The sequence below is a fragment of the Reichenbachiella sp. genome (genome assembly GCF_039944555.1).
In the GTDB taxonomy this organism is placed as follows: Bacteria; Bacteroidota; Bacteroidia; order Cytophagales; family Cyclobacteriaceae; genus Reichenbachiella.
In genome coordinates, this window is sequence record NZ_JBDUYN010000006.1 from 728,459 (window position 1) to 751,275 (window position 22,817).

20 protein-coding genes are annotated in these 22,817 nt (G+C 40.1%); 6 read left to right on the top strand and 14 right to left on the bottom strand.

The annotated features are described in order from the left end of the window. Window positions 1-13: 13 nt before the first annotated feature. Both ABJD64_RS07650 and ABJD64_RS07655 read right to left on the bottom strand, forming a co-directional pair. Window positions 14-667: an NAD(P)-binding oxidoreductase gene (locus ABJD64_RS07650; RefSeq protein ID WP_348180144.1), complete on the bottom strand. Its 654-nt coding sequence runs from the start codon at window positions 665-667 to the stop codon at window positions 14-16. A gap of 51 nt (window positions 668-718) precedes the next feature. After that, a complete protein-coding gene (locus ABJD64_RS07655) occupies window positions 719-1,555 on the bottom strand; it encodes a peptidylprolyl isomerase (protein ID WP_348180146.1) in 837 nt (278 codons plus the stop codon). Window positions 1,556-1,783: 228 nt separating this feature from the next. Between ABJD64_RS07655 and ABJD64_RS07660 the strand changes: the two genes are divergently transcribed. The 3 genes from ABJD64_RS07660 to ABJD64_RS07670 all read left to right on the top strand — a co-directional run bounded on the left by ABJD64_RS07660 (window position 1,784) and on the right by ABJD64_RS07670 (window position 6,156). Further along, entirely contained in the window at window positions 1,784-2,338 is a 555-nt protein-coding gene (locus ABJD64_RS07660; RefSeq protein ID WP_348180148.1) for a DUF2911 domain-containing protein, read from the top strand. A gap of 681 nt (window positions 2,339-3,019) precedes the next feature. Beyond that, window positions 3,020-5,290 carry a carboxypeptidase-like regulatory domain-containing protein gene (locus ABJD64_RS07665; protein ID WP_348180150.1) on the top strand — a complete coding sequence of 757 codons (2,271 nt, stop codon included), beginning with the start codon at window positions 3,020-3,022 and terminating at the stop codon, window positions 5,288-5,290. Window positions 5,291-5,340: 50 nt separating this feature from the next. Then, window positions 5,341-6,156, top strand: coding sequence for a DUF4249 family protein (locus ABJD64_RS07670; protein ID WP_348180400.1), 816 nt, complete (start codon window positions 5,341-5,343; stop codon window positions 6,154-6,156). Window positions 6,157-6,380: 224 nt separating this feature from the next. Here the strand turns inward: ABJD64_RS07670 and ABJD64_RS07675 are convergent, their stop codons facing one another. The 3 genes from ABJD64_RS07675 to ABJD64_RS07685 all read right to left on the bottom strand — a co-directional run bounded on the left by ABJD64_RS07675 (window position 6,381) and on the right by ABJD64_RS07685 (window position 8,483). Continuing rightward, on the bottom strand, window positions 6,381-6,932 hold the full coding sequence (locus ABJD64_RS07675) for a transposase (RefSeq protein WP_348180152.1): 552 nt from the start codon (window positions 6,930-6,932) through the stop codon (window positions 6,381-6,383). A 270-nt stretch (window positions 6,933-7,202) separates the two neighbouring features. Beyond that, window positions 7,203-7,901 carry a hypothetical protein gene (locus ABJD64_RS07680; RefSeq protein WP_348180154.1) on the bottom strand — a complete coding sequence of 233 codons (699 nt, stop codon included), beginning with the start codon at window positions 7,899-7,901 and terminating at the stop codon, window positions 7,203-7,205. Between the two features lie 351 nt (window positions 7,902-8,252). After that, window positions 8,253-8,483 carry a hypothetical protein gene (locus ABJD64_RS07685; RefSeq protein WP_348180156.1) on the bottom strand — a complete coding sequence of 77 codons (231 nt, stop codon included), beginning with the start codon at window positions 8,481-8,483 and terminating at the stop codon, window positions 8,253-8,255. Between the two features lie 96 nt (window positions 8,484-8,579). Here ABJD64_RS07685 and ABJD64_RS07690 point away from each other — a divergent pair, with 96 nt between their 5' ends. Both ABJD64_RS07690 and ABJD64_RS07695 read left to right on the top strand, forming a co-directional pair. Then, on the top strand, window positions 8,580-8,819 hold the full coding sequence (locus ABJD64_RS07690) for a helix-turn-helix transcriptional regulator (protein WP_348180157.1): 240 nt from the start codon (window positions 8,580-8,582) through the stop codon (window positions 8,817-8,819). A gap of 25 nt (window positions 8,820-8,844) precedes the next feature. After that, on the top strand, window positions 8,845-9,048 hold the full coding sequence (locus tag ABJD64_RS07695; protein ID WP_348180158.1) for a helix-turn-helix transcriptional regulator: 204 nt from the start codon (window positions 8,845-8,847) through the stop codon (window positions 9,046-9,048). Between the two features lie 1,611 nt (window positions 9,049-10,659). Here ABJD64_RS07695 and ABJD64_RS07700 read toward each other — a convergent pair. From ABJD64_RS07700 to ABJD64_RS07730, 7 genes are all read right to left on the bottom strand, one after another. Continuing rightward, a complete protein-coding gene (locus ABJD64_RS07700; protein ID WP_348180159.1) occupies window positions 10,660-11,100 on the bottom strand; it encodes a hypothetical protein in 441 nt (146 codons plus the stop codon). Between the two features lie 115 nt (window positions 11,101-11,215). Next, window positions 11,216-11,671 (bottom strand): hypothetical protein, encoded by a 456-nt coding sequence (locus ABJD64_RS07705; protein ID WP_348180161.1) that lies wholly within the window; start codon window positions 11,669-11,671, stop codon window positions 11,216-11,218. Further along, on the bottom strand, window positions 11,671-12,072 hold the full coding sequence (locus ABJD64_RS07710) for a hypothetical protein (protein WP_348180163.1): 402 nt from the start codon (window positions 12,070-12,072) through the stop codon (window positions 11,671-11,673). The genes ABJD64_RS07705 and ABJD64_RS07710 overlap by 1 nt, the downstream gene beginning before the upstream one ends. A 124-nt stretch (window positions 12,073-12,196) precedes the next feature. Then, window positions 12,197-12,934: a hypothetical protein gene (locus ABJD64_RS07715; protein ID WP_348180164.1), complete on the bottom strand. Its 738-nt coding sequence runs from the start codon at window positions 12,932-12,934 to the stop codon at window positions 12,197-12,199. Between the two features lie 757 nt (window positions 12,935-13,691). Further along, a complete protein-coding gene (locus ABJD64_RS07720) occupies window positions 13,692-14,438 on the bottom strand; it encodes a hypothetical protein (RefSeq protein WP_348180165.1) in 747 nt (248 codons plus the stop codon). Between the two features lie 175 nt (window positions 14,439-14,613). Further along, window positions 14,614-15,408, bottom strand: coding sequence for a hypothetical protein (locus tag ABJD64_RS07725; protein ID WP_348180166.1), 795 nt, complete (start codon window positions 15,406-15,408; stop codon window positions 14,614-14,616). Further along, complete coding sequence (locus ABJD64_RS07730) at window positions 15,401-15,769, bottom strand: hypothetical protein (RefSeq protein WP_348180167.1); 369 nt, start codon at window positions 15,767-15,769, stop codon at window positions 15,401-15,403. Before ABJD64_RS07730 ends, ABJD64_RS07725 begins: the two co-directional genes overlap by 8 nt. 408 nt (window positions 15,770-16,177) lie before the next feature. Between ABJD64_RS07730 and ABJD64_RS07735 the strand changes: the two genes are divergently transcribed. Continuing rightward, window positions 16,178-19,057 (top strand): hypothetical protein, encoded by a 2,880-nt coding sequence (locus tag ABJD64_RS07735; RefSeq protein WP_348180168.1) that lies wholly within the window; start codon window positions 16,178-16,180, stop codon window positions 19,055-19,057. Between the two features lie 361 nt (window positions 19,058-19,418). Here the strand turns inward: ABJD64_RS07735 and ABJD64_RS07740 are convergent, their stop codons facing one another. After that, window positions 19,419-20,201 (bottom strand): hypothetical protein, encoded by a 783-nt coding sequence (locus tag ABJD64_RS07740; RefSeq protein WP_348180169.1) that lies wholly within the window; start codon window positions 20,199-20,201, stop codon window positions 19,419-19,421. Window positions 20,202-20,234: 33 nt separating this feature from the next. Then, window positions 20,235-22,811: a tetratricopeptide repeat protein gene (locus tag ABJD64_RS07745; RefSeq protein ID WP_348180170.1), complete on the bottom strand. Its 2,577-nt coding sequence runs from the start codon at window positions 22,809-22,811 to the stop codon at window positions 20,235-20,237. Window positions 22,812-22,817: the final 6 nt, after the last annotated feature.

Below are 22,817 nucleotides of genomic sequence, written 5' to 3' on the forward strand. Positions count from 1 at the left end.
TTTCAATCTATTATTAATTCTTTGATATTACTACTGTCTGTTTGATCAACTGTTCGTTGTCAATGCTACTCACCATATACCTGGCAACGCTCTGTCTACCGATGGTCAAGGCAGGTTTTGGGACATCATTAAAACTCTCTCTGATCTCTTGCTTCTTCCTGGAGTTAGTTAGGCCGGCAGGCCGTATGATGGTCCAATTCAAATTTGATTGCATCAATAGCTGCTCCTGTCGTTCGTGGTCCTCATAGGCCTTTCCGATATTGCTGTTTTCTATAAACCACCTGAACCATCCTGGAATATCTTTTTTCGTCTCAGCAACTCCCCAGGCCGAACAAATAATGATTCTTTGAATGTTTCTTTCTTCGGCCATTGGAATCACCTGACTCATCACTTCCGAAAGGTAATTCTCCGGTGTTCTTAAGGCGGACCACGGGAAGTCTGTGTGACGAGAAATATTCAGCACACTCATAATACATTCACAACCTTCCATGGCGCTTTGCAAAGCATGCTCATCTGATGGATTTCCTTCAAAAACCTGCATACCATCCTGTGCTTCTGTTTTATCCGGTTTTCTAACCAAACAATTGACGGAATACCCTTCCTTGAGTGCCGATGTCAGCACCAACTTTCCCGTTCTTCCTGTAGCACCAAGTAGCAGAATTCTCATTTTATTATCAGGTCAAGCCATCGGTCATCTTTGAATGAACTCCCAGCGCGTTTATTCAAGTACCCGAACGGTTCGTATCCGAGTATCAGTCAGTGGTCTGTCATATACGCCTGTTTGCACAGCCGCAATGGAGTCAACTACCGCAAGGCCTTTGACCACCTCACCAAAAACAGTATAGTTCTGATCGAGATGTGGTGTACCACCAATGGATTTGTACACGGCTCGCTGTTCTTCCGGAATGGTGTAGCGTTCGAAATTGTCATACTGCTTGGCCAGACTGCTAATGCTGTCATTCAGCAAGGTGTATTGCTCCCAATTCTCATCGTCTTCTGCCTTTTGCAAAGCATCTGTCAGTGATCGGTTGGCTGTATCATTTTTAAAATAGCGTGTAGCCAGCCAGCCGTTAATTCGCGTTTCTGCTACAGTTAACAAACTATCGTTGAATACCTTGCCCTGCACTATATAAAACTGCATGCTACTGGAGGCCCGTTGCAGATTGCCATCACGAGCGGCTCCTAAGGCTCCTTTCTTGTGAAATAGCTTTGAATTGAATTCTGCGTCTACTTTATAAGAAAGGCCGCCGTTACCCAAGGTATCCTCTGGTAGGGCATTTTTGCTATCCGGATCGCCGCCTTGTATCATAAATTTTTCGATCACCCGGTGAAAGAGCAAGCTGTCGAAAGCGCCGTCGTTGGCGAGTTTGACGAAATTGTCCCGATGTAGTGGGGTCTCGTTGTACAATTCAATCACCATGGTACCATAGTCGGTTACCATTTCGATGGATGTTCTTTTCTCAACTTCGGATTCGGTAGCCGTTGTTTTTGTATTGCAGCTCCAAAATGTGGCGATTGCGATGAAGAGAAAGGTTGTTTTGAGTAAGGATTGCATGTTTAGGTTTTTTGCTATAGAAATATTGGGTGAGCTAGTTAGTGAATCTACCATTTTGGTAAAACTGACATCATAGCAGAAAGATAGCAAGTCGACTCCAGAAAGCCAATCCGAAGGCCATTTCCAAATTAAGCGCTCTTTTTCAACCCAACCGGAACGAATCCATGCCACCCCTCGTTAGCAATTAGTTCGTCATGAAGACGGATGGTTCAAATCAAAATGTACAAAATGAAACACCTTATTTATTCCTTATTGCTTGTTGCTATTTCTTCTACCCTTCTCCAAGCACAATCGTTTCGGTCTTTAGACAAAAGTCCTATGGACGTGGCTTATTTGCCGGACAACTTCGCGCATGATCGCAGCCCCGGTGAAAAGGCCATCATCAAAATTTACTACAGCCAGCCACAAAAGAATGGACGGGATATTTTCGGGACCAAAGTTCCTTACGGCAAAGTATGGAGAACCGGCGCCAATGAAAATCCTGAGATCAAAGTCTATCAGGATATTACGCTAGGAGGCAAAAAACTCAAAGCGGGCACTTATTCCCTTTTCACCATTCCAGGAGAGAAAGAATGGACGCTGATTATCAATTCGGATCTGGACTATTGGGGAGCTTATAGCTACAAACAAGAAAATGATGTACTTAGAGTAAATGTCCCTTCAGCCAGCACCTCAGATGTAGTTGAAGCCTTCTCTATTCGATTGGAAGATAAGGGCAACAAATCGGCTGTTTTGAGACTGGCCTGGGACAAGACAATGATTGAAGTGCCTGTTGGTTACTAATCAATAGTTGTCGGTCTAGCGTCCCTAGTTAATGGAAGAAACCATGCGCTATGACCTCCGGACCAAATAAATGCCGCTGCACTTCTGTTAAGCGTTTCCTTTAATCAAAGATATGATTGTGAGCTAGGCCCTTGCCGGCGCAGAGCTGTCCGTCCTATTTGGATGGCGCTGTGCCAGAGGGGCTGTGGTTAGTACCTGCTCATTATCAGCGACTTTCTTCCATTCGAACTAATATTGAATGTCAGGTAGACGGTTCGCCGAAGCGGGAACTCGAAACCTTTTATTCATTGGTTAAAATCAAAACACGTCACTCTGAGTACTTTTTCACAACTGGACAAAGTTGAAAAAAGGACGTGAGAGTCTCCTGATGGTGAGATTCTCACGTCTTTCACTCAGCCAAGGCTTCATGAATTCCTCAGAATGTCGGAAAGGAACGCCCCCTTGGTCGTGCCGGGAAAAGAATAGAACTCACAACTGAGCCTGTAGGTGTAAAAAGCAAGTCAGTTGTCTTGTCTTCAGGAGCTGTTTTTTGAAATGATATCAGTACCGTTGTCACGAAATTTTCTGCCGTGCATCTGCTTGGGAATTTCGAAAGGCAACCGAAACAAAATGAATTCAGTTATACTGATATAGTTTTTACATGCTATACCACACAAGAAGGTGAAAAATAAATTCTATTTATTGGCTATACTACTATCTGTCACAAGGGTGGTCGTTGCACAAGAAATACGAACTATTACAGGACGTGTGCAGGATGCCGAAGACGGTAGTCCTTTGCCTTTTTGTACAGTCAAAGTAGAAGGAACCAACGCCGTGGCCCGAACGAACGACGATGGCAAATTCACGCTAAGGACCCCTTCAAAAAAGGTAGCACTCACCTTTTTTTACATCGGATATATCAGTCAAACGCTCGACTTTGATCTCAAAGCAGATACCGTGATTGCGATCACACTCCTGCCGTCAGTGACCACATTGGACAATGTAGTGGTCAGTGATGAGCGATTCTATGGCGAAAATCAGATAGAAGACATTCGTTCGAGTACAACACGTGTGGAAGCCAAAGATGTACTCATGGTTCCTGGATTGGCAGGTGAACCGGATCTGATTCGAACCATGCAGCTCTTGCCGGGCGTCACCAAAGGAGTAGAAGGCAGTGTCGATTTCTTTGTTCGCGGCGGAGACGCGGACCAAAATCTGGTACTTTTGGATGATGCCATCATCTACAATTCAGGTCATCTATTTGGTTTTATGTCTGTTTTCAATCCGGACATGCTGGGCGATGTACAAATGATCAAAGGCGGTTTTCCTGCCTACTATGGAGGCCGACTCTCCTCCGTCATTGATATCAAAACCGACGGAACCATGCCCGAAAAAACTACATTTAACGGAAGTGTCGGTGTGATCTCGTCCAACCTCACCATTGCCCAACCCTTGATCAAAGACAAGTTGGCCGTGAAGATTGCTGGTAGAAGAACCTATATCGATCAGTTGCTGAAGCTCACAGGTGATCCTGATCTACAACTCCCCTACTATTTTTATGATTTTAATGGTCGCATTGACTTCAAACCATCCCCTCGGCATTCATTCTATTTTTCCAATTATTTTGGAGCGGATATATTGGATATAGAATCAGATGATCCTGATGACAACGGAAGCAGTGAGTTTGATATAGACAATACCAATTTGTCATTGGGTTGGAAATATCTCACACCCACCAACAATATATTCAGTCTCACACTGACCAATTCCCGGTTTTCGTACCTCGTGGACAATGCTTTCGAAGAAAGTACCCTGGCGGTATCCAATTCAATAACCGACTATGGCCTGAAGGCCAGATATGATATTTTCAACTTGGACGTTGAAAAGCTCTCCGTAGGCCTGGACGTGATCCGACATGCCATGGACCCCTTAGAAGTTGATGCTTCAGGGATCGTTGAAGATATTTTTCCGTCTGCCCGAAGCTCAGCCGTTACCTCATTTGAAGGCGGTCTTTATGCCGATGTAGAAAAAAAACTGACCGAAAGGTTGAGTGCCAGTGTCGGGTATAGACAGAGTTTTGCCACGGTAGACGGCAAGTTGTATTTGGGCTTTGAACCTCGCCTTTTGGCACGATACAAGCTCAATGAACTGAGTTCGTTAAAATTCAACTTTACCATAATCAGTCAGTATCAGCACCGAGTGTCCAGCGCCAGTCTGTCTCTGCCGGTCGACCTCTGGTACTCTGTCACACGCGACATCAAACCCCAAAGGGCCACGCAGTTTGGATTTGGGTATGTCAAAAGCCTTGGCCAGTCCGGATTGCTGTTTGAATCAGAAGTGTATTATAAATACGCCAACAACATCATTGAGTATCAAGAGGGCACGAATTTATTCTTAAACACGGATTTTGAACAATCCATCATACAGGGCACAGCCGAATCCTATGGCTGGGAGGTGCTGTTGAGAAAGAAAGGAGAAAGATTGAATGGCTGGGCCAGTTATACCCTGTCGTGGGCCAACCGACAAGTGGACGGACTCAATGGAGATGCGACCTTTCCAGCGCGCTATGATCGCCGGCACAATGTTTCTATTGTGGCCAATTACAAAATCTTTAAACGCTGGGAAATATCAGCAGTTTGGGAATACCTGTCGGGCTCGCGTTTCACGCCAGTGGTCGCCCAGTATGCCATCGCTAACCCCCTCAACACGGGAGTCACGGTCGAAAACATATACCCGGACCGGAATTCGGTGGCCTTGTCCAATACACATCGACTGGATTTGAGCCTGGTTAAAAAGTCCAAACCGGGTAAAAAATTATATGGCGAATGGCGGTTGGGTGTCTACAATGTTTACAACCGAGCCGCACCTGTAGGTATTCAAATCGAACAGAATCCGGAAACCGGTTTATTCAATTATCAACAGCCTGGATTGTTTGGCATGTTGCCGTTCATTTCTTATCGGTTCAAATTTTGACAGCCATGATAAAAAACCGTTTGAAAATATACCTGGTAGCCACCCTCGCAATGTTCGCCTGCGAGCCCGATCCGCTGCCCATCCACCTCGAACTGCCTGCCCAACAATTGGTAGTGTCCAGCCTGCTGATCCAAGGGCAAGGTGTCACCATCGCTTTGACCCGCAGTTTTTCTGCCTTGAACTCTGGTTTGACCACAGACTCCACCTTGCTGACATCCCTGCTCGTACAGGAAGCCGAAGTTCTGATCATTGAAAATCGTTTGGACACTTTTCGCTTACAACAAGTACAGGATGGCATTTTCGTTTCGGCCGACATCAACCCTGTACCGGGCAATGTTTATGGACTGATTGCCACCGACCTGCAAACCGGAACGCGCGTTGAAGCTGAGAGCATCGTGACCGAACAAGTGCAGTTCTCAGACACCAAAGGTACTTTGATCCCTGCCGGAGATGATTCTCTAGTCAATGTCAGCTATAGTTTCAATCCACATCCCGACGAAGACTTTTATATGGTCAATGTCCAGAAGCTCTCTGTGGACCTCGATCAGACTAATTTAGGAATAGATCTGGATTTGGTGGTCCCCAGGACTTTTACGCATTTGGTTACCAAAACTGATTCTGGAGATCAGGAGATTTCGGATGAGTTCATTTTTATCGTCAATGAAGATTTCTTTACCGGCGACACCCTGATCGTATCGTTGGCCAGCATAGGCCCTACCTACTACGAGTATCTGGAGAAGCGCAACAATACCCGATTTGGGCCGAGTTTCGTCTCCGAACCCTACAACGCACCCAGTAATGTAGAAAACGGCTTAGGTTTTTTCAACCTGCATACCTCCGATAACCAGATCATTATTGTGGAGTAGATAAACTTGTTAGTACTACTCACTCTAGCTAGAAGTTCCCTAGCGCGGAAGTTTCTTCCGTGCAGCTCTATTATCCAATCATCCGCTCTAGTTCGGAAGTTACTTCCGGACCACTCTACTACCTTTCTAATTCCACTCTGGCTCGGAAGTTACTTCCGGGCCTTCAAACTAGCTCAGAAGTTTCTTCCGAACCACTCATTTCTAGTTCGGAAGTTTCTTCCGGATTACCCAATCATCACCAAATCCAACAGCCCTTTACCCCCTGCATAGTCAACCGCACTGCTATAAACATAAGCAGAAGGTTCATAAACCAGACCGGCCTTTACCGGATTGTTATGAATATAATCAAGTCGCTGATCCATCATCCTATTATCAGACAACTCTATGGGATGGTATTCATTTTGCCAAAAAGCATATTTTTGATGCTTGGAGCTTTCCCTAGCCCTTTGGTGAAAAATTGAAAGCATCCATTCCCTTCTACTCTCCCGTTTGTTGTTTGCGATTGCTCTACATATATGTACGGAAGTATATTTTTTGAAATCTCTAACGATGTCTTCAATTTTATTTTTTCCAGTCGTACCGATAATCAAGTGAATGTGATTGCTCATGATACACCAGGCATATACTTCCAGTCCTTTTTCCTTTTGACAATATCGGATACTGTCTAAAAATATGTCGGCATACTGTGACCTTGTAAAAACATCTACCCAACCAGTAGTGGCAAAGGTGATAAAGTACGGTTGGGTCTGGTCTCGGATTTTATACTTCTCGCTCATCCATTTTAAGATGCCAATCAGTTGAAATAATCCCCTAAATACGGAAGATTTTTTATGCAGGCGCGGAAGTTGCTTCCGAGCTGCCTCTTTCTAGTTCGTAGGTTACACTGTAGTTCGGAGTGGAAAACGGCTTAGTTTTTTTCAACCTGCATACCTCCGATAACCAGATCATTATTGTGGAATAAGAAAAGCTCAAATGGTATATGGACCATGTCATGTGCTGGTAATTCATTTTTTGGTTGATGATATCAAAAAATCTTGTTCCAATTATTATTCAGTGAATTTCTCCAACAACTTTACACAGGCTTTCTGGGCCTTAATGATGTCCTTATATATATTTTTATCTTGTTTTGATTCATCAGAATTAGTATAGGTATTTACCGCTTTAATATAGTACTTCTTGGCATCTATGGTTTGGCTAAGCATCATATACACATCACCTAAAGTCAAAAAATCTAAATAATCAGCATTTTCCCTTTGCTCTATCAGCTCAATAACTTTCAATAGACTCACTTGAGCCTTATCCCTATGTTTTTCTGCAAATTTTATAGGTAGATGATAATCTGTATAAAGTAAAAGATGAGTGGTAGCCTTACTTTTAAGGTAAACTGGGTTGTCTGGGTCTAAAGTCAATGCTTCGTTAAAGTTTTTTAGGGCTTCTTGCTCCTTCCCTTTTGCGTGCTGAAAGGCCACTCCTTTATAATAATATCCTCCTGCAACTTTAGGAGCCAATTTAATAGAGGCATCAGCATACGAAAGCAACTCGTCAAAATTCTTAGTTCTTACCAAGCACTGGCAAGCCAATAGAGAGAGTTCTACGTTTTTAGAATCATTTTCTAATTCAACAACAATTTTATTTAATGACGGCTTCACCTTACCAGAGTAGTATAAAGCTTTAAGTGTTTCATAAGTATTACTTTTCACCACCTTCTTTTTCTCTTTAACCTCTTTGCTCATTGGTTTTTTCATTGTCGTTTAACCTTATACCTTGCTCGTAGGTGTTGTTCATCTACTTAGGGGGCAAAGTTACAAATCGAAAAACTTATGATTGTTTTTAGAGCACTCTATTTGTTCATCTAAGTTGAAAAACTACTTTATTAATCTAATCGACGGTGATAAAACTATGCGACCAGAGCAGTAGCGTTTTTGGAGTAAGTTCAACTTAATGAAGACCTAAAATTAGGAAAAGGAAAATCCAGAGAGAACATCGATCTATCGTAACTCATTTTGACAAAACATAAGAAGTACCCGCTTTCTAGCGCGGAAGTTGCTTCCGTGCTGCCTTCGACTCTGGTTCGGAAGTTACACCTAGTTCGGAAGTTACTTCCGGACCTCCGCCTCCAGCACATCCAAAAAATCAAGCACGCACTTCATATCCAGCATAAACGCCAGATGGTCTTCTATCAACTCGCTTTGTTCGCTCGTTACGCACAAGGCGATCATCGTTCGAAGGTCTTTTTTCAGTTTCGAAATATCTACGGCATGAAGCAGGTCTTCCAGGGCTTGAATGGAGTGGGCGGTTGCGTGGATGTTTAGGAGGTTTAGGTGCATAAATTAGGTTGGTTAGTTTCAGTTTTCAATTTACCACTTATTAATGGTAATCAATAAGTGGTAACATAAAAGTTTTTACGAGTCTTTATTTGTTCCATGACAGAGAAAACTGAATTCACGAAAGAAGAGATTTTAAAGTTGGCCAATAGGATAAAATCGCTGAGAATTCAAAAAGGATATTCAAACTACGAGAACTTTGCTTACGAACACAAAATTCCACGAGCCCAATATGGCAGATATGAAAAGGGCGAAGATTTAAGATACAGCAGTCTCCTCAAAGTAGTCCAGGCACTTGGAATTAGCTTGAGTGAATTTTTTAGCGAGGGGTTTGATTGAATTGAAAGTTTTACAGATTGAAGTCGTGAAAAGAATTGAAACTCTTTTTGTAAAGAAGTTTCAAGGAAACAAAAGTGTATTTGCCCAGGCGTGCTCTTGCGACGAAAAAACAATTCGGAAAATTCTGAATGGAGAACAGTTTATCAGTGTCAATCTTGCTTTCAGGATCTGTAAGGCTTTGGAAATTACTATGAGTGAATTATTTGAAGGGTTGGTTTTGGAGGATTAATTTGCTTAAGTTATGCCTGTGCAACGTTCGGCGTTTATTATTCTTGCTCTTATTTTGTAAACAGCTGGGTGAGAAGAAAAAAACAAGAAAAGCTCTGTATAGCCTATGAACATTATACTCTTACCGAATTCTGTCTCAGATTTAAACTTCACAAATATTGGCCGCGGTGAAAAGAAAACATTATCTGACACGGATTTGATTTCTAATAACGGTACTTTTATAGTTTTTTTGAAATTGTTAACATACAAAAAATCATCATCTATATGGACGTTCTTTGCTCTTATACATCCATAATAAATTAATATCGTTCCGAATATCAAGCCAATAAGAAATGTCAGGCCCGCAGTTCCTTGCTCTAAAACAGCCAAGCCAGTCCCAACTGCAAATCCAATAAGTCAAATCGCCGAAAAGACGAATTTCCAAAGAAAAGTCAATGATGTTGATAATCTAATTTTCATTCTTCAAATTGCTCTAACGCCGATACATCAAGCGCGCTGATTTTTATGTAGTTAAGTTTCGGAGGCAATATAATTGAATCTGCGATTCAGCTGGGTTTGAGTAAGCTCAAATCTGGCATCTAGTAGTAGCACACATGATTTCTATGTATGATGTTAGGATCTTCTTTTTAATCTAACTTCGAAAAAAATTTTATGTGGAAAAAGGCCAAACACCTAAGTGTCTTCATTAAAATTGAAGCTCCAAACATTGTTTTGCCCAACTACTGATCAATTTAGTACATAGTGAAAAAGTCATTCAAAGCAAAAGCTCGATCAGGAATCTTTCTAAACGCTTAATAATTCTCAGAAGTGCTGCTGAAGACGAGCTGCAAATGGCCTTGCTAGCCTAATGATACTGGACTTTGGGGAAGAGTGTCAAGGGATGGGATTGATACCTGGCTGTAGGTAGATGGGGACAGGGTTCGCTTCTGATACGCGAAGACATTCTTAAAGTCTCCTAGTTAACAGGTGTCGGGTTGATTTGTTCGGCTTAAGCCAGTGCGAGCGTACTTAACTTGGATATGAGAGATCACATAATGTTAGCTGCTTTTTTTCAACCAGAATTATTGTTCTAAAATGAAAGTCAGTAATTATCTTGGCGAAAGAGGTCTAACTGAATGATTCAACTAATCACAAAATCCTAAATGACTTACTTGCTAATTTTCATATTATTTATGGCTCTTGTGTCGATTTTGGGAGTGTTTTACCAATTGAAATTACACTCGATAGGTAAAAAATATGGTATACGCTTTTATCGCCTGAGCGTATTTAAAATGCCATTTCAAAATGATATAAAAGAAAAATTGAATGAAAATAAATCTGAAGCTGAAATTGCTTCTGCCTTATATTATCTGTTAAAACTTCACAACGTGCTGACGTTTTTGATCCTGTTATTTTGGCTCGTAGTCTTGTTGTTTATTTTGTTGGTTTGGTTTCTTTAACAAGTTCAAACAAATTAAACAATTCACCTCTGATCTTAGTGTCTGCATGACCCGGTCTCCGCTACTCTGTCTGCGTAGATATTTTTAAAGTCTCTTGGTTGAAGGTTGTTGGGCTGTTTGCTTAATTTATGGCCAGCAGGGAAGCTTCCAATACCTCTCAAGAACATCCAAACTTATCTGATGTTGGACACCTTCAATTGTTTTCCGTTTAGTTCAACAACTTTTGGAATTTTGGTTATTCCACTGATAGTATACCCGAACAAGTATTCTGTTACGCAACTTGCTACTTCTATGATTTTGCTCGGCTTATATCCAATTAACTTAAAACCTTCTGGAGGAGTTTGGTGTTCATGTGAAAATATAAGCTCTAAAGTATCACCAGAGTATTTTATTCCTCCCAAATGAGTTGTGTAACAATTGCTTTCACTTACTAAATCTATACTAAGAACATCGCCTCGAATTATGCTAATGTTTAGAATAGAATCAGTTCTAATTTCAGAAAATAGTTTACTGTCACACGTGCAATACTGGCGGAAAGAGCTGAAATTAATGTCTTGTCCGAGTAATGTTCCTTGAAGTATTGTCAGTAAAAGTACCGTTGTTAGTTTTTTCATTGTAAATATTGAACCGTGTGGTGTTTAAATTTATTAATAGTGGCGGACTTTCTAAGTGCACCAATCCTTGGTAACTCATAAAACCCGATTCATCATAGCATTTGTTGTATGGGGTTTATCTTATTTCGGCAGATCTGAGAATTAGTTCGATTTCTTTGTTCAAATCCTCATCATCAGGATATGGTGTCATCCAAGTGAATTGAAGTAGAGTTTGTCTAAACCCGATTTCAAAGTGTTTATATGCCACGTTAGCAGGTTCATCCGCTTTGCGATAAGCGACAGCACCATACCTGGAAATATTAATCAGTTCAGGTGAATATTCTGAGTTGATTTTTATGGATTCGTTACGAGAGTATTCATACTTAGGATCTTTGTTAGTTAGTTCGGATGCGTAAAGTATTCCATGTAGTTTTTCGTTGCAAAACGTGAAGGTTGATTCTCCTTTCTTATGTTTAATAATGCTCCAATTCGGAGGAAAATCAATCCTTGAGTAGCTTGATGGAAAGACAAAGTATGTTATTGGTTCCGGCTTGGGAGACCTTCTGAAAAGGTTGAGCAACTTCTGAATCATTAGTTCACTGTTTCCAAAAAATCCAGTTCAACTGTTCCAATGTAAATTCCCAGATGGCCCCTGCTAGTGGCATTGAAAATTCCCTGGACTCTAAGCTTTCTTCCCTGTAATCTCTCTTCCATTGCACTGTCAATATGCTTGTTCAGTTCATCCGAAAAATCAACCCAAACCGCCTCTTCTTGACCACTATTTTTAGATTCAAATAAGCCGCTAAGTTCAAATCCTGAGAAATAATAACCTGTTAGTTCGATTGTCTTTTGATGAAAGTCTGAGCTCCTTTTTAGTTCAGTTATTCTTGGAGTCGGCAGGTTCAGCTGTTCTGTACCCGTTCTGATGGGGTCGAGTTTGCAACCAAGAGTTAGCAAGGTGAAAAGAATTAATATGATGAAATTTATTTTCATGGAGTCAACCGTCTGACTATACATCTGTATACTAGCCACTTGCTTCTACTATTAAATAATTCAGAAAAAATACCGCTTGTGAGATGCTCGGTTGTATATGGAGTATAGGTTTTGTTATATTCTTTTAGTTCTTCAACGTTTGTAGCTCTCCTTCTACTTTCTCAAGTCGTTCCAGCAGTTCGATCTGATAAAGTGTAAGTTCCTCAATTTTTTTCAATAACCTCATGTTCATATCTCCGAGATCGATTCCGTTCTCTCCAATTTCGGTAGCAGACGGGATTTCTGGTAGGTGTTTGTTTTCTGATATGTATTCTTTGGTCTCTTTAAGAGTTCGGAGTTTGTAATCTGCTGCAAAAACATAATCTGGTACACTAATATCGGCAAGTACCTTTACTTCAGTTGCTCGGATTTGTCCATTTACTGCAAGTTTTGACTTGGGACTGTCAGTTCCAATTCCAACGTTTTCACCTACAATGGACATTCGTTCGATTGTTGAACCACTTCCATTTTCTTGAGTGTAAAATCTTATAGATGCATTATAGACTTGACCATGAACGTGTGCATAGTAACCAAACTTAATTGCCGAGGTTTCTTCAATATTTGTAGCAGAATAGTTGCTGTTCCACTGCCTTGCACTATTTGCTAGAATGCCAGTTATTACAGTTTGAGATGTAAGGTAGGACGTATTGTCAGTTGACAGCCTAAGAACACCTTCTCCTCCAACACCTTGTATGTGCAAATTGTGGCTTGGAGAAGATGTGCCAATTCCTACATTTCCTGTAGATGGAAAAGTATTTGTTTGACTCCGGGCAGATGACCATCCTGCTGCTAGTAGGAAAATTGTAATTCTGATTTTTTTCATATTTGTAGAATTTATGATCTGGTGGTAATTGAATATAACATCTGGATATCAGGACAAAAAGTTCCTGTTATTTCACTTTACTTAATAACGCCAAATTAGTCAATAATACCAATCAGGCATCATAGGCCTACTCTAAACGTTTAATAATACGGATAATCAAATTCTCTCAGAAGTGCTGCAGAAGACCGGCTGTTGCATGGCCTTCTAGCTTAGTGATACGGGATTTTAGGGAAGAGTGTCAATATTTTCAATGATCTGTTCATAATTCCTGCTAACGTCTGACTATGATTAGGCTTCAAGGGTTTGTTCCTGTTGCCAGTACTATGTAAAACAGAATTACACCGAAGAGAATTGTACCAAAATTATTTATTAATCTTGATTTTCGCTCGTGTTCAGTTTCATTCTCAAAAAGTACAATTACCGATTTGTATTTCCATAGATAGCGATAACCACAAAAAACCAAAACACTAAGAAAGTACGGAACAATTGCATATTCCTCAAGTTGCTTAAAAGGCTCTAGGAAATCTAAATTGAAGGAAAATTTTAGAATCAGTAAAATCATTGATAAGTTATAAATCAATACCAATGTTAAACCCAAATATGCCATTAACACTGGATTGGGGCCATGTTTATATTTCTTATTCACCTTATAGCCAGAGTAGAAAATTGTATCTAAAGGATTCTTCAATTTATAAGTTTTATGTCCTATAACGATAGTATAATGCGAATGGTCTAATGTAGGTTAGGGGTTTTCTTCTCAATCAATTAGGTCCGTATTGAATTTTTCTGAATTCACTAACAATTTCATTTCTATATCAACCCTTGTAGTATCTATTGAGTCGTCATGATTAAATATTAATGGTTCCAGAGGGAAACAAACGTTCTGTTTCTGAAAAGTTGTGTCAAAATAGGGGAATTGAAATTGATTTTGGTCTTTATCACTTAACGAAAAGATATTTAATGTATCTATAATTTGGAATGTAACTGCCTCCAAGTATTCGGGGCTGATTTTTTTATTCTTCAATTTTGGATGATAATAAGTTATTTCCGGGTCACTATTCGAAATGGAAAGTAAAATATCATACTTATGATCATCAAAGAATTTTGACCGAATTTTGATGGGACTGTCTGCTAATTTCAAATAGTGGATCACTCCATATTTTTTACCAATGTTTCTGATCAAAAATTCGAACCTCAGGTCAATTATCAACTCTTCTCTAATCAGGTAATACAAGCTGTCTGATTGTAAGGCTAAAGGTTTTTGAACCCGGTTGGGTTTAATAACAATACTGTCTGGACCATAGTCGATCATTAGAGAATTATCATCATTTTGATAAAAAGAATATACCCGTTCAGGGTACTCGGGCCTAAAATAATCTTTAAACTCAAGCCCAATGTCTTCTCCTGAGTATGTTGAAATATATTGATTGTAAGTGAATGTCCCCCTTGATGTTTCAGTATTGGACTGTTTGAACACGATTTTAGTGTTGGGAGGATAAATCAATTCATCAAGTTTAGGGATAGCTAATCCCAATACCGCAAACAACGAAATCAACAGTGAAAGTACAAGTGAGCTAAACGTTAGTTGTCTACGAAACCAATTTTGATATGAATTGCAAATTGAACATTTTGAGGCTCCTTTAGGTATTTCATTGACACAAACAACGCATCTCTTAGTATTAATCATCTCTAATCCAGATTTCGCTAAAAACATTTAAATCTACAAGAGTCCCAAGTTGCCAGTACCAAATCTTTTCTCGATAGTCTCTACTAACTGACGTACTGAATGTAATAGGTGGCAGCTTCCTGAAAAATCTTTTGAAAATCAATTCAAATTTTAGCTTACTCCATCTATCCTTTATGATTCCCTCTGAATTTGGAAACTTTGCTCTGCTTAAGGCCCATCCTAGTTGAATTAAGTTTCTTGAGTAAGTATTACCCAATAGTGCAGTCATATTGTACCTATATCCAAGTTGGTAATAGTGTGTTTCGTCTGTAACATTTCTGGCAAAAATAAAGCCTGCTGATGCAAGTTCGAATATGTTTAGCACAAACTCGATGGTCCATTCGTATTTGATCTGATCAGGAAAATCATATCTGATGAGGCCAAATTTATAACCTCCAGTCATATCCATATAACCGGTTAGAGCAAGTTTGTTCGTATGCGTTGGAATAATAGAGTCTGAATTGCTGAGAAATGTATATTCATAATCTACGTGGAATCCAGGAAAGGTAGAATCTCCTCGATAGAAGTACAGATTATTATCAAAATGAACAAAAAATAGATCTTTATTAGGAAAGAAATTTCTGAATTGATAATTGGCCTCCCCTCCAGTTCGTATCGATGAATTAAAAAAAGTGGACTTGATGGTTTCTATATATACGTCATTCTGCCTGTAATCAATTAGCTCTTGACCGATGATTTCCAAGTGGCTGAAGACCAGCATAAGGACTATCAAATTTTTTTTAATCAACTTTTGTTAATTTTATTTTTTGGTACTTCTTCTTGATTAGAGCCTGAACAATTAAGGGGTTTTTTGAAATATTGTTCTTTTGGCTTGTAATAATTTTAGCCATGTATTCTAAATCAATTATTTCAAAATTATTCAGCAGTGCTTTATTCACTTGATATTCATAAGTGATTGGCTTTCTTAACTTATCTAACTCAATAAAAATTTTTATTTCTTCCAACCCTATTAGTCGAAGGGTATCTGTTGTGACTATCGTAACATCAGAGTAAGTTATTTTACAAGGAACGTTTATATTCCTATTTCCCCAAGATTCAACCTTGAGGTTCCAGTCCTCTACCTCTTGTGCTTTAGCTACATTTGTCACATGTAGCATGAGGGTAAAGAGCACTATATATCTGATCAAATTACTAAACACTAATTATCGGTAACATTTCCATATATGGGCAAAAATTTCCTACCACTTATGTAAACTAATAAGGCCAAATCAGCCCATCAAGCATGATAGCAATTTAAACGTTTAACAATACAGATAATCAAATTCTCTCAGAAGTGCTGCTGAAGGCCAGACTGCAAATGGCCTTGTCAGCTTAATAATACAGGATTTTGGGGAGAGTGTCAAGAGATGACCATTATAGCTTCCTCTAGGTAGACAGGGACAGGATAAAAAATACGTATCAAGGTCGGATGAATAACATGACAACAATGATGGGTATCTCAAACAAACTGTATATTTGAAACTTAATACTTTTTCATTCTATAATCATATCGATTAATGCGTTGGGTAGTCCGTTTTTTCTGCATGTGTGGTTGGCTTTTAAGCTCGGTTTGTTCCTTAGCTCAAGAGGGCGATCTCTTTCTGACGCATCATCGTCATAATATTCCCGGACTGGATGATGTGAACTATCAAATCAAATCTGATAGCAATGGCCAGTTGTATATTGCGAATCGATCAGGAGTCATTCAATATGACGGAGAATCCTGGCGCCATATCCCGACACCAAGTGCCGCCATTTCACTGGATCTGAATGGTAAAGACCAACTTTATGTTGGCTGTGTAGGTGATTTCGGACTATTGGCCATTGTGGACAAAAAATTACAATATCAATCGCTAGATAGTGTAGCCAACGATGACGGACTCTATTTTCAAACATCATATTTGGACTCCTCTGTATACTTTGTGAATGAGGAGACAATCGTAAGGTACGATGTGGTAGCTTCATCCATATCGAGGACCAACCTCGTAGACGACGATGATTTCTTTTCAAAACTGTTTGTTGTGGATGGAAAGATCTTAGTACAAACAGATAAGGAACTATATGAATATGTAAACGATGAGCTCGTTAGCTTTGCCTGGTCGGAGCGCAATTCAAACGAATTTATCTTTTTTGAAAAGCACCCCTCAGCAGACGTATATCTGGCCGGCACCACTGACAACACCATTTATATCTATGAAAATGGTGTTTTTACACTCTGCGAAGTGTCACAGTTATTGATTGATAACGAATCATTTGTAGACAATGGTGTTTGGGTGGACGATGACAATTTTGCACTGAGCACATTAGAGAATGGTGCCATTCTCTATGACTACCGACAGAACCGCACGATCGAAGTCATCAACAGAGAAAAAGGTCTACCAGACAATGAAGTGCATGCGATTGGGGTAGATCGAGAACATGGTCTTTGGATTTCCCATGAATTTGGATTATCCAGGATGGAATTGGGCATACCGTTCAAAACTTTTAGCAATTTCCAAGGGCTGCATGGACATCTATATGAGGCCTTTTTTTATGATTCAAGTTTGTACGTCGCTACTAGCGAAGGGGTGTATCATTTGACAAAAGTAGAACGGTACAAAAATGTGCCCTACTATAAAACGGTCAAAAAAACGGTCAAAAAGAAGGTTATTAAGTCCGTACCACTGGAGGAAACATCTAGTGACACCTTGGAACAGGATGAGATCGCTGAAGAGCAACCCCAGCGGAAACTTTCAAAACGAGAACAAAGAATAGCACGAAAAAAAGCAAAAAAAGCAAGGAAAAAGGCCGAACGCGATGATGGCCAGGAAGCGCCTTCCGAAGAAGAACAAGCGGAGACTAATAAGAACAAACCTTCTCAAAAAATATTCAAGCCCGTCGAGGAAGTGACCATAATCTCGAAAAACGTTCGATTGCGGAAAATGCATAAAGAGCTGGTAGGTGAAGAATGGATTTACAAACATGTGGACGGGATTCACCTTAAAACAGAGCGTTTTTTTGTCTACCAGGACGAACTATACGCCGCCGGAACCAGTGGTATATTTCACATCAGGGCTGATAGTGCAGAGATGGTAATTCATGAGCCTGTACGATTCGTTACTCCGGAGAAAAAGCATGACCGACTGATTGTAGGCAATATGTACAATGAGGTCAAAATCTATTTCAAAGAAGGCGATGAATGGGTAGAAACGGAAAATCTCAACTTGCATGGTGGCCTTGTCAAAACGGCCTTTAACGATGAAAATGGTCGTACCTGGTTTGCTACTCCGACAGCATTGATCGAATTTGATGATATCACCGTGGATCACTTCGATTACAAAATTTTTGAGTATCAGAATCAGTTCATCGACAACCCTAAACTTACGTTTTTGAATGATAGACTGTATTTGATCAACAGTGAAGGATATTTCTATCTCGATACGGTGAAGCTAAAGGTGGTGCCAGATGCTGGGCTGATGAAGCGCCTGGGAAAACCGATCAAGCATCTACAGCAGCGAGACGGTGAAGTGTGGGTGTTCAATGGTAAAAACTGGTATAAGATTGACCATGAAAAAAACGTCGAATTGATGGATGTTTTTGGGCTATTTCCTAATATGTCCTATGTATCTGTTTATAAGGATCGGCATTGGGTGATTGATGGTGCAAACGAGCTTTTAGAATATCACAAGTCAATTGATGATAGTCTGTTCACCTTGAGTCATAGTTTCATCAGGAAGGCGACTAGCAATAAGGGAGATATCGTTTTGAATAGCGTTATGGTTTTTGATCATGATGAAAACATATTCTACTTTGAATTGAGCAAACCTGATTACCGCGGCATACTTAATACAGCCTACCAATATCGTGTCACAGGTATAGATGATGTGTGGTCCAAATGGACCAGTAAGCCGCTGATCACGCTGAGTTACCTACCGCCGGGTACGTATAGTCTTGATATCCGTGCACAAGACGCGTTTGGAAATATTGAGCGACTGGAGCCATTCAACTTTGAGATCAATCCTCCTTATTGGCAAACTTTATGGTTTTATAGCTTGCAAATTGGGGTCATGATATCACTGGTTATTATTTCCGGATTCATGAACCGCCGTGCCCGCGAAAAATACATCATCATCACAGAAGCTCTTACTGTACTTACACTGGTATTGATCATTGAGTTTTTGCAGGCCATTGCTGGCAACTATTTCAATGTAGAGAGTTCACCAGTAATGGATTTGGGAATAAGCGTCCTGATTGCATTTCTTATTTTCCCATTAGAACAAGTGCTCAAACGATACCTCAAAGCCGAAGAAAATAGAGGTGAGGGTTTGGGTGGAAAAGGATTTCTGGAAATCATAGGTATTCCCAACCCTTTCACTTCGTCCTCCCAAGGCAGTAAGGATATGAATGATGAAAAGTAAAATAGGTAAATAGTGTGAAATCATGTCGGGTTATCGCAGATATCGCAGGCCTTAAAAACGGGACATTCGCAAAGCCAAATCTATAGAATTGAAAAAGGACTAATCAATACGACCATATCTGCCGCGCTTTATAGTGCTGAAACTTTAGGAGTGTCTTATTCGAAATTGTTTGAATTTGGGACATGGTTCATAATAAAACAGAAATCGCTATTAAATGTTTGCCTGTTAGCATTAAGAGGACTATCGTGATACTTTACTATCACCGCGCATTTTATCGATGACTTTTATACCATTGAGTCCGAGCTTTATGAAACGAGGAAGCAGTTTTTTATATCATTTTAGCATATAAATTCTTCCCCGACTACTTTTTTTTTGGTGGTTTGTTCTTAGGCTTAGGAGGGTTCGTCTTAACTTGAGGCTTAGAAGGCTTCCTTTTGTCTGGCTTTGGAGGATTGACCTTTTGCTGAGGTTTTGTTAACGAGTTTGCATTATTATTGAATTGCGCCTCCTTTTTCTGAATTCTACTTTGTGTAGCTGCCTTGTTCTGAGGATACACATTCTTAGGCTTCACCTCAACCAACTTCTTAGATTTGTTGTCTACTACCCCATGCGCTTCCATACTTCCTTGCTTAGAACTACTAACCTTGGTTAGGTTCTGTGGATTTGTTCCAGTTTTATTTGCCACATTTTGAGCGTTTCTGAATTCATTTTTAGTCCCCTCTCCTGCAATTTTCCTATTGCTCTTCATTGGATTGGCTTTGAGTTCTTGCTTGGCACGATTGTAATTCCAGCGATTGACTGTATTCTGAGCCGATCGCTTGGCACGAGTGTTGGCTTGGTTTATATTTTGGTTCCTGGTCGGAATTGAGACATTATTCACAGGACTTCTATAAGACCTCGGAGTGGGTTTCAAGGTCTTTGCAATTTCTACATTTCTTGATGTTTGTTGCACCACGGTGGGCTTCATAGAATGCTTATAGCTTACATCCGAACTTTTCCTCAAAGCATCGTCATACTGTCTTTTTAGGCTCATGGAAGGTTCCGGTTTTGGCTTCGGTTTTGGTTTTGGTATTCGCTGAGCCATAATAGCCCCTCCAATGAAAAGAAAAATAAACGCCAAGAGATATGCATATAAATTTTTCATAGCCAAAAAGTTAGATTATTAATTAAACGATATTCATTCTTTTTTAGTTACTACCACTGCCCACAGCCCTCTGCCATGTGAAATGCTCTGTAGGTCATATCCAATCTGCTCATGTTCATATGCTCTGTCAGTTGGAAAGAAGTTTTCTACTAGAACCCGTTGTTCTTTTACATTCGTATTCCACTTGTACTCTTCCATCAGCAATAACCATTTGTCACCAACAAATTTCAGTTTGCTTATAAAGTACCCTCTTTTCCAATAGGTCTTGATCAACTCCTCTGGAAATTCGTAGGTGATCTGCACAAACTGCTGCTTTATGTAAGGAAACCAGCTATGACTTACACAATCATTGCGAAGAGTTACAACCCAGCTACCTTCTCCATGATCAATGTCCATAATTTTCATCTTGTCCGACCAAGCTTTCAGTATTTTATCTTTGGGGAACTTGTCATCTATTATAATCTGACATCCGTGATCGTGTGAGGAATGAGCTGAAGATATGAACTGCCATTTGTCTCCCACGTAATCTATACGTTCCAAAAAAACTTGATCGTACACATAGTTATGGTGATTTAGAAATTGTTCCCAGGCATCTCGTGGATTTTTATCAATATGATACTTCTGGTAGTAATTGAGGTTCTTTACTTCGTGTCCTCCGGCAAGCACGTAATATTTATTATGATACTTCGTAATTCCTTGATAATTACGAGCGCCAGCATATTTCGATTGAAATTGATTAACTCGTTGTTCGATGGATTGGGTACTTGAATTGATAATTACGGATGCATTACTTAGATCTGATAAACTACGCCTCTGTGACCGTCTTGAATTTCTGAGGGTCAGGCTTTTATTACTTTCTTCAACGTCTGCTAATTCATCTAATCCCGCACCAACAACAACACTACCGGCAATTTCAGAGGCCGCTCCTAAAAACCTTCCTGCCATAAGCAATCGATAGACCGTAGCCGCTTCCCAAAAAATTAGCCCGATCGAAATCCCCGCTAGCATTTGGCCGAAAGAGCCAGAATTGACACCTTCAGAACTTATACCCGGGTACAACGCTGAAAACAGATGAACGCTATAGGGTTCAGACGAATTAACCTCCAACGATTTTGACACCCAATATTCAGCTTCGCCAAACTCTCCATCTTCAAATTTTATCAAAGCCATCAGCGCATATGATTCTGCCTGCTCTTCCATGGTTTCTGCTCCTATGCTTATAGCCTCCACACAATCTTCCAGGGAAGACATCCTATTACCAAGCTTGAAATGCGTCCAAGCACGACCGAGGTAGTAGTCGGAACGGTCTGGGGTTATCTCTATGGCGTTGTTATACATATTCAATGCTTGCTGAAAATTGTGCTTTTCAATGTATATCTTGGCCATTTGATTATAGCAAATCCCTTTTAGTACTTGGCCATTTTCATCATCTGGTATCGTCAGATTGGCTAGTTCGAACCAATTTAATGACATATCAAAATCACCTAGATAATACTCAGACATGGCGATTATATAGTAACGCCAGTAGTTTCTATTATCTTCGATACCGACCGTCTTGTATAGGTCTTTGACCGCGAAGCGGTAATAAGCTTCATCCTCTGTTGTGGCCAGCTCGAAGTAGGCCTCACCTCTCTTACTGATGACCATGTGGAGATCAGGGAATAATTGTAAAACGCTCTCGTAGATATTGAGTGCCTCCTTATATTCTCCCATGTCAAAAAGAGAATCACCCTGACCTACCATTCGTGATAGAGACCTAATCTCACCCTCCGAGGCAGTAGCCCACACTTTGCTCAGATTGACATCAACCAGATAGAGCGTATCATTCAGGAAAAGTTCATTCGGAATGTCCACATCATTTTCAACAAAAAAGACTCCATGCGACAGTCCGTTCTTATAATTCCCTGTGATAATGTTGTTTCCGGCTGTGTCAAATTCGGCATAGTATCCATCTGGCTGTCCTTTTTCATAGTTAACTATTTGTGCAGTTCTATTGCCTGGATAGTAGGTGACGTGCGTACTGTCTGGTATATCGTCGATGTAATGGCCAGAAAATTTGATGTCCCCAAGAGAATCATATTCGATAAAAAAACCGTTAAGTTTTCCTTTTTTGAAAATGACCGAGTCCATTATTTGAGCATTCGGATAGTAACTGATACAAGTGCTATCAGCCAGTCCCTGACTATAACGCCCGGCAAACTTGATCAGCCCTGAATTATAAAACTCCCAGTACTCACCATCTAATTGGCCCTGTATAAAACGTACCACTTCCTTGGTGCTACCATCTTGAAAAAAAGTAGTACAAACTCCATCAGGAACAAAAGGGTCAACAGATTTCACATGCCCAACCCAGTATAAAGCATCACTATCTGAGTAATAGGCTTTTACTTTGCCCATTGGCTGGTTGTTTTTATCAACCCTTGAAATTCTGTAAAAATCTGATTCGCTCTTGCTTTCAACAGGAAGCCAATTACCTTCATAGTCTACTGCAAAATAAACAACCGTGCGTCCATATCGAATATCAAGGTAAGTGTCGTAGAGCCATTCCTGATATAAAAAGCCTCCAGCTCCCAGGAGTACGACCAAAGAAATGACTAATATTTTTTTCACCTTTTT